General features: G+C 62.8%; 11 protein-coding genes, 1 other RNA gene and 2 pseudogenes. 9 read left to right on the top strand and 5 right to left on the bottom strand.

The annotated features are described in order from the left end of the window. The first annotated feature begins 146 nt into the window (after nt 1-146). The 3 genes and pseudogenes from XpruCFBP8353_RS10740 to XpruCFBP8353_RS10735 all read left to right on the top strand — a co-directional run. Nucleotides 147-395 (top strand): hypothetical protein, encoded by a 249-nt coding sequence (locus XpruCFBP8353_RS10740; RefSeq protein WP_101363234.1) that lies wholly within the window; start codon nt 147-149, stop codon nt 393-395. 77 nt (nt 396-472) lie between these two features. Continuing rightward, nucleotides 473-637, top strand: coding sequence for a hypothetical protein (locus XpruCFBP8353_RS23705; RefSeq protein ID WP_157935121.1), 165 nt, complete (start codon nt 473-475; stop codon nt 635-637). 201 nt (nt 638-838) lie between these two features. Continuing rightward, a pseudogene (locus XpruCFBP8353_RS10735) lies at nt 839-1,743 on the top strand (integrase); the annotation flags it as partial. 813 nt (nt 1,744-2,556) lie between these two features. Here XpruCFBP8353_RS10735 and XpruCFBP8353_RS10730 read toward each other — a convergent pair. Continuing rightward, nucleotides 2,557-3,344 (bottom strand): annotated as a pseudogene (locus XpruCFBP8353_RS10730) (integrase); the annotation flags it as partial. Between the two features lie 107 nt (nt 3,345-3,451). Beyond that, nucleotides 3,452-3,848: a transfer-messenger RNA gene (gene ssrA, locus XpruCFBP8353_RS10725) on the bottom strand. Between the two features lie 135 nt (nt 3,849-3,983). Here ssrA and XpruCFBP8353_RS10720 point away from each other — a divergent pair. Continuing rightward, nucleotides 3,984-6,431, top strand: a complete 2,448-nt coding sequence (locus XpruCFBP8353_RS10720) for a S8 family serine peptidase (RefSeq protein ID WP_101363233.1) — start codon at nt 3,984-3,986, stop codon at nt 6,429-6,431. A 135-nt stretch (nt 6,432-6,566) separates the two neighbouring features. Here the strand turns inward: XpruCFBP8353_RS10720 and smpB are convergent, their stop codons facing one another. Beyond that, nucleotides 6,567-7,070: an SsrA-binding protein SmpB gene (gene smpB / locus XpruCFBP8353_RS10715; protein ID WP_010366344.1), complete on the bottom strand. Its 504-nt coding sequence runs from the start codon at nt 7,068-7,070 to the stop codon at nt 6,567-6,569. Between the two features lie 60 nt (nt 7,071-7,130). On the opposite strand from smpB, the gene XpruCFBP8353_RS10710 reads away from it, so the two are divergent. Both XpruCFBP8353_RS10710 and XpruCFBP8353_RS10705 read left to right on the top strand, forming a co-directional pair. Then, complete coding sequence (locus XpruCFBP8353_RS10710; RefSeq protein WP_101363232.1) at nt 7,131-7,562, top strand: type II toxin-antitoxin system RatA family toxin; 432 nt, start codon at nt 7,131-7,133, stop codon at nt 7,560-7,562. A gap of 13 nt (nt 7,563-7,575) precedes the next feature. Next, nucleotides 7,576-7,851, top strand: coding sequence for an RnfH family protein (locus XpruCFBP8353_RS10705; protein WP_101363231.1), 276 nt, complete (start codon nt 7,576-7,578; stop codon nt 7,849-7,851). Nucleotides 7,852-8,134: 283 nt separating this feature from the next. Here the strand turns inward: XpruCFBP8353_RS10705 and XpruCFBP8353_RS10700 are convergent, their stop codons facing one another. Then, nucleotides 8,135-8,530 carry an outer membrane protein assembly factor BamE gene (locus tag XpruCFBP8353_RS10700; RefSeq protein ID WP_011258737.1) on the bottom strand — a complete coding sequence of 132 codons (396 nt, stop codon included), beginning with the start codon at nt 8,528-8,530 and terminating at the stop codon, nt 8,135-8,137. 104 nt (nt 8,531-8,634) lie between these two features. Here XpruCFBP8353_RS10700 and fur point away from each other — a divergent pair, with 104 nt between their 5' ends. Then, nucleotides 8,635-9,045: a ferric iron uptake transcriptional regulator gene (gene fur / locus XpruCFBP8353_RS10695; protein WP_005988392.1), complete on the top strand. Its 411-nt coding sequence runs from the start codon at nt 8,635-8,637 to the stop codon at nt 9,043-9,045. Between the two features lie 343 nt (nt 9,046-9,388). Here fur and recN read toward each other — a convergent pair whose 3' ends face one another. Next, complete coding sequence (recN, locus tag XpruCFBP8353_RS10690) at nt 9,389-11,053, bottom strand: DNA repair protein RecN (protein ID WP_101363230.1); 1,665 nt, start codon at nt 11,051-11,053, stop codon at nt 9,389-9,391. 137 nt (nt 11,054-11,190) lie between these two features. On the opposite strand from recN, the gene hrcA reads away from it, so the two are divergent. Together hrcA and grpE are read left to right on the top strand one after the other, a co-directional pair. After that, nucleotides 11,191-12,222, top strand: coding sequence for a heat-inducible transcriptional repressor HrcA (gene hrcA / locus XpruCFBP8353_RS10685; RefSeq protein ID WP_162301021.1), 1,032 nt, complete (start codon nt 11,191-11,193; stop codon nt 12,220-12,222). A gap of 99 nt (nt 12,223-12,321) precedes the next feature. Next, on the top strand, nt 12,322-12,840 hold the full coding sequence (gene grpE / locus XpruCFBP8353_RS10680; protein ID WP_010366360.1) for a nucleotide exchange factor GrpE: 519 nt from the start codon (nt 12,322-12,324) through the stop codon (nt 12,838-12,840). Nucleotides 12,841-12,962 lie beyond the last annotated feature (122 nt).

The following is a 12,962-nucleotide window of genomic DNA, read 5'->3' as shown; positions in this document are numbered from 1 at the left end:
CCCGGCACGATTGTCTGGTTGAGGTCGATGCAAGCCGCGTGCCTACGCTCCACTCTGCTTGGCGGGTCAGCTGGCAGACGGCACAGCTGACCCGGTCGCAGCGACGTGGCGGTATCCTCGTGTGTCCCCATTCAGAAGAGCAGCCGTTGGTCATTTTTCTAGGCAACTACCAACTGACCTGTTACGCCGCCAAAGGCGACACATCCGCCCAAGGCTGGGTTGCCGGCTGGGATATCGCACAGATCGGCGTCGGCGGAGCTGGGAACCTGGCAGGCGCTGCGCTCTCGCCCAGCTTTCCGGACCACCGCAGTGCCATGGCCGCCGCCCGGATTGCCGGTATGGTCACACTCGAAGCCATGCACGCCAAAGCGCAAGAGCAGCGCGAACACGCTTGAGCAACGTGTCTGGAATGCTGGCACGCAGTTTGCTGTGACGTGATCAGGACGCCGTCGAGCGTCTCTGGAGCACGTGCATGGAAGAGCCCAACAAAAGCGCCCTGGTCTTGCTGCACCACGAAGCCAGCGAGTTGCTCGCATTATTCGATCAACTCCGCGGCGATGCGTCCCTGCCGACGCCCTTGCCGGTGCCGGTGTCCGTAGCGGCGAAACACGAATACGCAGTGAACGTCACTAACTGACGCAGCGCGCTTAGCCGGCATCGGTCTTTCGCAACGCCTATGAAAAAGGCCGGGAACCCTCTGCATCGAGAATTCCCGGCCTTAGTCGGTCGTCTTAGGACCGTTGTTTGGCGGAGGTGGGCGGAGCCTGAAGACGCCCTTACGCAAGCCATTGACCCTAGAGCACTTCCCGTCTTCCAGCTGAGCCTGCTTTGATGCCTCAAGCGTTGGCAAATCGACAGCACCAAAGGCGTGAGGCTGTTTCGACAACTCCACGAAGGCCTCGGCTCGGAAGGCGAACGACTAGTCCCACTGCCGGCGCCGCCACCGGCAGTGGCAGCGTATGCCGCCACGCTCGGCTCGACCCTTGAGCCAATGACGCTTGGGAAGGCGCGGCATGCATGGTTGGCGACCTTGAAGGGACGCACCTTGCCCAAGAGCTATGTCATCAAGAAGTCGGCCATCCAAGTATTGGTGGACTACCTGGGTGAGAAGACGAAGATCCATACCATCACGCGGTCAGACTTAGCTCGCTGGTATCAGCAGATGCGGAAGGAGGGTGCGTCCACACCAATGCTGACGAACAAGCAGAGCAACATGGGCGGGAAGGGAGGATTTTTCGATTGGGCCATGGTCTCCGCTCACTACCCTCAAGGCGATAACCCGGCCAAGGGGCATGTCAGCTATTGGTAAGGGAACGGCGGGCTCGACGGAAGCTTGGGTTTAAGGCTGTTGATCGTGAGCAAATTCATGCGGTCTTCTCGCCGGTCAATGTCTCACGGTTCCCGCCGAATGCGCGCTGGGCGGCGCTCATCGGGCTCTACACCGGGGCGCGCGCCTCCGAGGTGGGGCAGCTGCTGGTGGCCGATGTGTTCAATGAGGACGACATGCCATGCATCCGGATTTCGGACGAGGGTGAGCACCAGAAGGGCAAGACCGAAGTGAGCTTGCGGACAGTGCCGCTGCATCCGGATCTGTTGGCGCTAGGATTTTGGGACTGGGTGGAGGACTGAAAGGCTAATGGTCACAAGCGATTATTTCCCCAGGCCAAAGCAGACACCATGAACGGGCAGGGGAACTGGATCACGAAGGCATTTAGCCGCTACCTGGGTGTGGAAGGTCAGGACTGATGCCAAGCAGCTGTTAGGCTGCGCTTATTGAGCCTGTGCTCGACACATAGCACGTGATCATCCAGTGCCTGGCGTAGGCGTACGCTTCGTCCCGATCCGGGAAGGCGACACTGGGGACTGGGTAGCGGTGAAGTGTGATACCGCCGGGCCTCGAAATCAGGAGCTCGGGTAGAAAATTACCGCCAGACGGGGTGACGTGGGCTGTAAGCAGGTAATCGCCCACGTGCCGAGTTGCCATAATGCTCAACAGTGATCCTCCTTGATAGTGCTATGCAATTTTGGGTATATATAATTTAAGATTTGCGGGATAAGCCGCTTTGCCGCAAAGGCTCTAGATATCCGCTTGTCGCCTATGCCTAACGCAGCGATCTCATAAGCCGGCGGAAAATCGTCTAGCTGAGGTGTCGCAACAGCCATTCAGAACTCATCGTTGAAAAGCCGGACCACGCAGCGTCTTTCTTTGCCATCTTAGCCACGAGAAGGGGATCCTCCTGGTCAAGGTGCCGCCTTAACACGTCGCGTATGGTGCTTGCGTTTCCCAGATGGCCGATAAGCCAAGTCGACCCTATGTGGTTGGACCAAGGGTGCCCAATTGATTTAATTGTGAAAAATAAGCTTGTGTAATCTTTGGCATTGTTCTTACACTCGAAACTAACCATGTATATCGGCACACAGAGCTCCTCTTGCTTGGTGTGCCATTATGCCTGCTCAAGCTAAAAATTAGGCATAAATAGTCGTAATTAGCTATGAATATTACCTAATGAGATGCGGCGCCAAGTAAAATTTGGACTAGTCCAGATCGCTGCGTCCTTGGGAGGTGCTTGCCTTCGACCGATTGATAATGGCCTTGTGTGGTGCTTTGCTGATCAGATCTTCACTGGCCAACGCATTAAAAAACGCAGCCAAACGATCTCGATGCCTTTCCTTCGTGCGCATCCAAAGCTTGGCGTAACTGCCTTTTTTGGCTTTTTCCAATATGTCAGCAGGAGCCAGTCCTGCAAACTCTGCTTTTTTACTCGCGTTGCTGGGGTCCTGCTCGATGGCTTCTAGGAAGCTCCGCACGTCATCGGCTTTGTAGTCTTCCACAGGCTTGTCGCCAACCAATGCAACGAACCAGCCCAGGCTGTATTCGGTGTCGAAGATGTTGGTCGCACTTCGACCGACCCGTTTCATCTCAGGAACATGGATGGCTGCGCGTTCAGATAACAACGGCCCGGCCCTCTTCGTCACTTCGGTGGAAGAGGGCAACGGCAGATTTTTCAGCGCTTCGAGCAACCGGGCATGATCTTCGGCTGCGTCAGCAGACAGTTCCATCCCGCCGACCTTGATGGTGTAGGGGCGGGCTTGGCTCCCTTGCAATGCGGCCAGAGCCTGGCTCAGCAAATCGTCCTTCATGCTGCTTGCTCCCGCCGCATCCGATCGAATGCGTCCGAGAGTGCTACAGCAGTTCGTGCCACGGCCAGACGGGCAGCATCATCCAGGGGCAAGCGAACGGGACGGACAAGGTAGCGCGAGCCAATGAGGGCTTGCAGGTCGGTCGGGACGAAGAAGCGCACATAGAGCCCAGCAGGGCGGCGCAGAAAATACGGCTTCGGCACGGGGTTTGATACCTCGTTTGATCCCTAACGCAGGCTCAAACTGAACATCAAACCCCGGGCCTAACCTTCGCGAAATCAAGCACTTACTGCTTTCTTCCGCGATCAGATGGTGGAGGTGGGCGGAATCGAACCGCCGTCCGGAAGCACTCCATCCCCAGCACTACATGCTTAGCCCTCCGTTAGATCTCATTCCCAGGCAGCACGGTTGGCAAAGCGCACCTGGAAACCAGCCTGCTTTATCTAACCGGTAGCTGACAGGCAGCCACTACCGATGGTTCCGTGATAATGACCCTACACCTACGAGCACGGGCACAAGTAGGTTCGGGGGTTCGCCTTAGGCGGCTGTAGAACTACAACTAAAGCCAATTAAGCGGCGATAGCGAAGTCCGAACCGTAGTTGTCATCGTTGGCAACTAAAAGTTTGCTGCTGGATTAACGAGGAAAGCTGCCCCCTCGGCATGCGCCAAGCGACTTCGCGACCCCCGTCGAAACCAGTGCACCCCCGGGGAAAGCAGTAAAACGCTGACGTCGCCAGTGTAGGGATCGGCGCGCCCTGTCACAAGTGGTGAGATGCGCAGCGCTTACAGTGGCTTCAGTCCTGTATCGGACCGAACAGTCTGTAAACGAAGGAGCGAAGCGATGGCGACAGGCAAGCCCCCACGTTCGACGCCTGCGCGTGCAGTACCGCGCAAGGCGGCTGCAAGCACGGAAAAACCGGCACGGCCGCGCGCAAGGCGCGCGCAGCAGGTCGAGGTGCAGGAGCCCAGGGTGAGCCGCGTGCAGGGCAAGGCGCGTACCGTGATCTACATCCATGGCATCGGCAACAAGCCGCCGGCCGAGGTGTTGCGCTGTCAGTGGGACAAGGCCTTGTTCGGGCGGCCGATGGGCGAGCGCACGCGCCTGGCGTATTGGGTCAATCGCGAGCGGTACCCGGTGGCCGAGCCAGGCAATTGCGATGCGCGTGATGTGGGGCCGGCACTCAATCAGAGCGTGCAGCGCGCCCTGAGTACGCTCGGCTTGGTGCCGGGCGAACACGACTTGCACCTGTTGGCAGATGCGCTGGCGCAGAGCGAACAGGAGCGTGTGGATCTGCATCACTTGCTGGACGAACTGGAGGGAGCGTCCGCACCCGGCAGCGTGCACGCCATGGGCGCCATCGATGCAATCAACCGGGTGCTGCTGCGGCTGATTTCCGCTGCGTTGCTGCAGGACGTGCACGACCTGTTCTTCGTGCCGGAGCGTGCGGCGCTGATGCGCGAAAGCCTGGCGCAGCGGCTGCGCGCAGGGGGCGGGCCATTCGTAGTGGTGGCGCATAGCCAGGGCTCGATGATCGCGTTCGATGTGCTGCGTCAGCTACAGGCCGCCGACTGCGAGGTCAGCCTGTTCGTCACCCTGGGCTCGCCACTCGGGTTGCCGCAGGTGCGTAGCATGTTCAAGCGCTGGACCGGTACGCGCAAACTGCCGTTTCCCGAGTGTGTGCAGCGTTGGATCAATGTGGCTGAAACGCGCGACCCGATCGCGCTGGATCCGGATCTTACCGACGATATCGCCAACGCGAGGGGGCGTTTCGAAAATTTGGCCGCTGCGCGTTTGAATCCGGACTGGCAGCACAACCCGCATTCCGGCTCCGGGTATTTGTCGATTCCGCAGGTGCGCGCTGCGGTGCGCCAAGCCGTGGGTGTGGGCTTCGATCAGCCGGTGTCCAATGCGGTGCTGATCAAGGATCTCAGCGAGCAGCTCGAAGCGCACGGCCCGGAGCACCGACACGACGTGCTGATCGAACTGGATCGCCGCGTGTTGGGCAACGATCCCGACGGTGTGCGCGCATTGCTGTTGCAGCACGTACGCGAAGCTGCTGCCCGCACCACCGGCCTGAGCGGCGATGCGTTGGATGAGGCGATCGAACTGGAAGACAGTCTGCAGCGTTTCGTGTCCGCGCGGTTGACTCGATTCGAGATCGAATCGCTGCAGGATCGTTATCGCACGTTGGGCTTTCGACGGGTGTGGCGAGACGCCGGCAAACGCGCGTTGATCCATGAATCCGGCAATGTGCTGCACGCCGATGCGGCGCGGACTGCATATCGCGCGCGCGGTCAGCACATCGGTTGGGCGGTGCTGGATACCGGCATCGCAGCCAGTCATCCGCATTTTTTCGTCAAGGGCGAGCGCGACAACGTGGTGGCGCAATGGGACTGCACGCGGCGCGGTGCGCCCAAACGGCTGACCCGTGCCGACGGCACGGCGTTTACCCGGCTCGATCGGCATGGGCACGGCACGCATATCGCCGGAATCATTGCCGGCCAGTGTCGGGCTTCGATTCCCGATGCAAGTGGTACGTCCGGCCGCACGCTGGAGTTTGCCGGCATGGCGCCAGACGCCCAGCTGTATGGCTTCAAGGTGCTCGACGATGCTGGAAATGGCCGCGATTCGTGGATGATCAAAGCAATACAGCAGATCGCTGCAATCAACGAACGTGCGGGAGAACTGGTCATCCATGGCGTGAATCTGAGCTTGGGTGGCTGTTTCGATCCAGAGAGCTACGGCTGCGGGTTTACGCCGCTGTGCAACGAATTGCGGCGGCTGTGGCGGCAAGGTGTGCTGGTGGTGATCGCTGCCGGCAACGAAGGCCTGGCCTGGTTGATGCGCAACGATGGCGATGCGTATGCAGCCAACATGGATCTGTCGATCAGCGACCCGGGAAATCTGGAAGACGCCATCGTGGTTGGCTCAGTACACAAGAGCAGCCCGCACAACTATGGCGTGTCGTATTTTTCGTCGCGCGGGCCCACCGCCGACGGTCGCAGCAAGCCGGATGTGGTCGCGCCAGGGGAGAAGATCCTGTCGGCCTACTACGACTTCGACCCCAACGATCCGGCCAGTTTGATGGTGGAAATGAGCGGCACCAGCATGGCCGCACCGCATGTCTCCGGCGTGTTGGCCGGGTTTTTATCGGCGCGCCGCGAGTTCATCGGTTTCCCTGACCGGGTCAAGCAGCTGATGCTTGACACCTGCACCGATCTGCAGCGCGATCACTATGTGCAGGGCAGGGGAGTGCCGAATTTGATGCGCATGCTTGGGGCGACGTGATTTGGGATTCGGGATTCGCAAACGCATGGGCTGTACGCGCAGCGTCGCTCGCCAGGGCAAGGAACCATGCAAGCGCCTGCTGCGACCGGTTTTGCCGTTACCAATCCCCAATGCCAAATCCCCAATCCCGGCTACTCACGCATCTCGGTTATGCCGCCGCATCACGCGCTGCTTGTCGCGCTGCCAATCGCGGTCCTTGGCGGCGTCACGCTTGTCGTGATTCTGCTTGCCCTTGGCCAGGGCGATTTCCAGCTTCACCTTGTTGCTGCTCCAGTACAGCGCGGTGGGCACCAGGGTGTAGCCCTCGCGCTCCACGCGGGTGAGGACCTTGTCGATCTCGGCCCGGTGCAGCAGCAGTTTGCGGTCGCGGCGTTCTACCGGCACGGTATGGGTGGAGGCCTGGATCAGCGGGGTGATCTGCGCGCCAATCAAGTAGATCTCGCCGGAGCGGACATACGCGTAGCCGTCGACAATGTTGGCGCGGCCGGCGCGGATTGCCTTGATCTCCCAGCCCTGCAGCGCCAGACCGGCTTCGTAGCGTTCTTCCAGGTGGTATTCGTGGCGCGCACGCTTGTTCAACGCGATGGTTTTCGTGGCCTTCGCGCCGTTTGCTTTATCCTTGGTTGGTTTCTTGCTCATCCGCCCATTGTCGCCGATTCGGTGTCGTCAAACGATCTTCCGTCTTTCACAAGTTAGCGAATGCCTACCATCCGTCGCAGCGCCCTGGTCGAACACAGCGCCACCCGCATGTTCGATCTGGTCAATGATGTCGAAGCCTATCCGCGCCGCTTCGGCTGGTGCGACGCCGCCCATGTGCTCGAACAGGACCACGCGCATATCGTGGCGCGCCTGGATCTGGGGCTGGGGTCGTTCCGCACCTGGTTCACCACCGAGAACATCCTTGAGCGCCCCGAGCGCATCGTCATGCATCTGCGCGACGGCCCGTTCAAGCGCCTGGAAGGCCTGTGGGAGTTCCAGGCGCTGAGCGAGAATGCCTGCAAGGTCAGTCTGACGATGGAAGTGGAGACCAGCTCGCGCTTGCTGGGACCTGCGCTGGCGCTGGGGTTCCAGGGCCTGGCCGACCGCATGGTCAACGATTTCGTGCGCGTCGCCGACCGCGGCGACGTCTAGGCAGCGCTGCAGTATGCGCATCGAGGTCGTGCTGGCTTGGCCGGATCGCTACAGCGCGGTGCAGCTGGACGTGCCCGACGGCGCAACGGTGGCAGACGCAGTCGCACTCTCCGGTTTGGCGTCGGAGCACGCGCCTGCAGCGCATGCGGTACATGGGCTGATCGCACGCCCGCAGCAGGTATTGCGCGAAGGCGACCGGGTCGAATTGCTCAGGCCGCTGCTGCTGGACCCGAAGGAGGCGCGGCGTCGCCGTGCAGGACCAAGCAAAAAAGCTGGTCCCGACACCTAGCGGTTTGCGCGCGCTGTGCCGCATGTAAGCGTCGCGACAAAGCGAGCTCTTCTAGGGCGCTGTCTTGACGAATCACGCGCGTCGGCCGAGTTCGAACAAGCGCATGTCGAGGCGAGACGCCTGACAAAAAGGCGCGATGGATGATCTTGGGGTCAGCGCTGGGGCGCGGGATCAAACCGCTGTTCGGCAGCAGTGACAACGAAAAACGCATCCGTTCGAAGGGATGCGTTCTTGTTTGGTCATGCCGACACTCAGGCGATCGACAGACCGCCGAGCAACCGCATCAACGGCCGCGCTGCTTCTTCTTGTCGCGTGCCAGGTTGCGGCCGAACTGCTTGGGCGCGGATTTGGCCAACTGCTCGTCCTGCGACGGGAAATAGTCGCCTTCCCAGCGCACGACTTGCTCGTTCTCGAAAAACACGGTGAAGTTCTTGACCTCGGTGTGCGCCAGACGGTCCACACGCTGCGTGGAGGTGTAGTCCCAGCGCTGGGCGTGGAACGGGTCTGGAATCGAAGGGGTGCCCAGCAACGCGCTGACCTGCTGCTTGCTCTGGCCTACCTGCAGTTGCTCCACGGCGGTCTGTTTGATCAGATTGCCCTGGTAGATCGGCTGCTTGTAGATGATGCCGCAGCCAGCGGTGGAAAGAGCAACGGCGGCGACCAGCAGGAGATTACGCATCGGGGATTAAGTGCTGAGGAAATCACGCCGATGATACACTTCCGCCGGTCGCCGCGACCCGTTTGATGGCAGCTGGCGCTAAATCGCCAATGAACGGAGAACATATGGAAACCCACGACCTGCGCAAAGTCGGGCTCAAGGTGACCCATCCGCGGATGCGGATCCTGGAGCTGCTCGAACAGAAGAGCAACCAGCACCACCTCAGCGCAGAAGACATCTATCGGCAACTGCTAGACCACGGCGACGAGATCGGGTTGGCCACGGTGTATCGGGTGCTGACCCAGTTCGAGGCCGCCGGCCTGGTGCTCAAGCACAATTTCGAAGGCGGGCAGGCTGTGTACGAGCTGGATCGCGGCGGTCACCACGACCATATGGTCGATGTGGATACCGGTCATGTCATCGAGTTCGAGAGCGAGGAAATCGAGGCGCTGCAGCGCCAGATCGCTGCCAAGCACGGCTACGAACTGGAAGAGCATTCGCTGGTCCTGTACGTGCGCAAGAAGCGTCCGCGCTGAGTTCCGTGGTTTGCAGGTGCCAAGACAAGGCGGCTTCGGCCGCCTTGTGCATTTGTGGGGCGTGGTGGTGGATTGGCTGCATGGCCCGTGTCTCCATTCGCTCTCGCCCCCTACCCTGCGGGCGGGGGCGATGGAGCCACGTCAGCGGGTGCGGAGAGCTTCGGTGACGAGGGCAGGGAGGCTCGTCAGTCGGGAGCCTCGCGAGCGGGACAAGCGAACGGGGCCTCGAATGGCCGCCTCAATGCATGAGGCCTGCGCAGGCGGCTCCAAGGGTGCTGATTAGTTGCAGCAAGCATGCACCGACGCGGTGCTTGACGACAGCGTGCGGGCCGCTCGTCTCCGATCAGGCGCTCTGCAACAGCTTGCGAGCTGCCGCGCGCGCTTCCTTGCTCACTTCCACGCCGCCCAGCATGCGCGCCAGTTCTTCCTGACGGGCCTGCGGGCCGAGCAGTTCGACCGCACTCTGGGTCATGCCGTCCACCGGGGCCTTGCTGACCCGGTAATGCGCGTGGCCCTTGGCGGCGACCTGCGGCAAGTGGGTGACGCACAGCACCTGGCGTTCTTCGCCCAGGGCGCGCAGCTTCTGCCCGACGATGTCGGCCACCGCGCCGCCGATGCCCGAATCCACTTCGTCGAACACCATGGTCGGCACGCTGTCCAGGCCGAGCGCCGCCACTTCGATGGCCAGCGAAATCCGCGACAGCTCACCGCCGGAGGCGACCTTGCGCAAGGGGCGGGGCGGCTGCCCAGCGTTGGCGGCAACCAGGAACTCCACCCGCTCGGCGCCGTTGGGGTCAGGGCGCAACGTGTCCTGCGGCTGCAACTGGATCAGGAATTGCCCGCCGCCCATGCCCAGCTCGCCGATCAGCGTGGTGGTGGCGGTGGACAAGGCCTCGGCGGCGGTCTTGCGACTGTCGCTGAGCACCCCGGCTGCGCTGCGCCAGACGCCGGTGGCTGACTCGATGTGCTTGTCCAGCTGCTGCAGGCGCTCGTCGGCGCCGCGCAGGTTCTCCACTTCCTGGCTCATGCGGTCGCGGTGCGCGGCCAGTTCGTCCGGGGTGACGCGGTGTTTGCGCGCCAGATCGTATAGGCGGCCCAGGCGGCGTTCCATGGCCTCGAACTGGGCCGGGTCGGCCTCCAGGTCGTCGCGCACGCGGTCGAGCAAGGCGAGCGCTTCTTCGATCTGGATGACGGCGCTGTCCAGCAGTGCGTCGACTTCGCCCAACCGGGGCTCGTGCTCGGCGACGCGGGCGATATCGTGGCGGCTGTCCTGCAACAGGCCCAGCGCGCTGGCGCCGTCGTCGCCATTGAGCTGCTGGGCGACGCTGTCGCAGGCGCCGATCAGCGCGGTGGCATGGGCCTGGCGGCGGTGATTGACGTCCAGCGCGGCGATTGCGGCCGGATCCAGGTCCTCGCGTTCCAGTTCGGCAAGCTGATGCTCCAGAAAGCCGATCCGGTCGGAGACATCGCCTTGCGCCGATAGCGCATCGCGCTCGTCCAGCAGTGCCTGCCAGCGCTGGCTGGCCTGGCGCACCTGTTCGCGCTGGGCGCTGTTACGCGCATAGGCATCGAGCAGGGCGAGCTGGCTGTGGCGGGCCATCAGCGCCTGATGCTCGTGCTGGCCGTGGATTTCGACCAGTTTCGAGGCCAGTTCTGCCAACTGCGAGGAAGTGACCGGGCGGCCGTTGATCCAGGCGCGCGAGCCGCCGTCGGCGCGGATGATCCGGCGCAGCTGGCATTGGGCCTGGTCATCGAGTTCGTTCTCGGCCAGCCAGGCCAGGCCCGGGTGCTCGGCTGGCAACTGGAATTCGGCAGACAGTTCGGCGCGGTCGGCGCCGTGGCGGACCACGCCGCTGTCGGCGCGCAGACCGGACAGAAAGCCCAGCGCGTCCACCATCAGCGACTTGCCGGCACCGGTTTCGCCCGATACCACGGTCATGCCCGGCCCGAATTCCAGTTCGGTGGCGCGGACGACGGCGAAATCCTTGATCGAGAGGTGTCTGAGCATGAGGTCGAGTGTGAATGCTTTGGGGAAGCTTAGGGTGGGAGGGGCAGACAGGGAATCGGATGCTTGCCATCCCCGGGGCCAGACATTATCTATGCCCAGTCTCACCGGATGATCCCATGCGCGCGTCCCAGTCCCCAATGCTCGACCCCCGCGCCCGTCAGCTGCTGCGCACGCTGATCGCGCGCTACATCCGCGATGGCGAGCCGGTGGGCTCGAAAACCCTGGCCCAGCATGCCGGGCTGGACGTCAGTCCAGCTACCATCCGCAACATCCTGGCCGATCTGGAGGATGTGGGGCTGCTCAGCTCCCCGCATACCTCGGCCGGGCGGGTGCCCACCGCGCACGGTTACCGGGTGTTTGTCGACAGCCTGGTGCAGATGCAGCCGCCCGGCGAGGAAGAAGTGCGCCGCCTGCGCGCGGAGCTTGCCAGCGGCAACGGCACCCAGTCGCTGCTGGGCAGCGCCTCGCAGATGCTGTCGGCGATGAGCCATTTCGTCGGCGTGGTCAGCGCGCCGCGGCGCGAGCAGTTCGCGTTCCGGCATATCGACTTCGTGGCGCTGGACGCGCGCCGGGTGTTGGCGATCCTGGTGTTTGCCGACAACGAAGTGCAGAACCGGGTGATCGAGCCGCGCCGCGCCTACGAGCCGGCCGAACTGGAGCGGGTGGCCAATTACCTCAATGCGCAATTTGCCGGGCGCGCGCTGTCGGACATCCGCGCCTCGCTGCTGCGCGAGCTGCGCATGGCCAAGAACGAGATGGAGCAGCTGCTGGCGCACAGCGTGGATCTGGCCAGCGAGGCGCTGGTGCCGGCCGACGCCGACGACATGGTGATGGCCGGGCAGACCCGGCTGATGGGCGTGCAGGACCTGTCGGACCTGGACCGGCTGCGCGAGCTGTTCGAGGCCTTCGCCAGCAAGCGCGAGATCCTGCAGCTGCTCGAACGCACCATCCAGGCGCCGGGCGTGCGCATCTTCATCGGCGAAGAGACCGGCATGCTGTCGCTGGACGATGTCTCCCTGGTCACCGCGCCGTATGCCGCCAATGGCCAGGTGCTGGGCGTGCTGGGCGTGATCGGGCCCAAACGCATGGCCTACGACCGGGTGATTCCGCTGGTGCAGACCGCCGCCCAGGTGCTGGGCGCGGCCATGGAACCGCCCGGCACGCGATAAGCGGCAGCGATCGATACGATCGTTTTGCTTGAAACGCGCGCGCGCGCCCACATACGGGGTGACGTTGGGGCGGGCGTTCCGCTTGCCCGGGAACTGCACATGAACCAAGACCACCCCGAATTCGACTCCGAAGACCTGTCCCAGAACCCACCCGAGACCGATCCGCTCAAGGCCGAGATCGAGTCGCTACGCAGCGAGATCGCGCTGGTCAAGGCCGATGCCCTGCGCGAGCGGGCCGATCTGGAAAACCAGCGCAAGCGCATCGCCCGCGACGTTGAGAACGCACGCAAGTTCGCCAACGAGAAGCTGCTGGGCGAGCTGCTGCCGGTGTTCGACAGCCTGGACGCCGGCCTGACCGCGGCCGGCACCGAACCCAGCCCGCTGCGCGATGGCCTGGACATGACCTACAAGCAATTGCTCAAGGTCGCGGCCGACAACGGCCTGACCCTGCTCGACCCGGTCGGCCAGCCGTTCAACCCCGACCAGCACCAGGCGATCAGCCAGGGCGAGGCCGAGGGCATCGCGCCGGGCCACGTGGTGCAGGTGTTCCAGAAGGGCTACCTGCTCAACGAGCGCCTGCTGCGCCCGGCCCTGGTGGTCGTGGCCAAGCACGACTGAACCGCAGCGCCGGCTGAACTGCCAGGCGCAGGCATGAAACACAGATGTGCGCCGGTGGCTTGAACACCTGCGCACCACCCCCACATCTCAGCCAGACCCGGCGTCGCCGGACACAGCTACAG

It is taken from the genome of Xanthomonas prunicola (assembly GCF_002846205.1).
Lineage (GTDB): Bacteria > Pseudomonadota > Gammaproteobacteria > Xanthomonadales > Xanthomonadaceae > Xanthomonas > Xanthomonas prunicola.
This window is presented reverse-complemented; position numbering and strand designations above follow the sequence as displayed.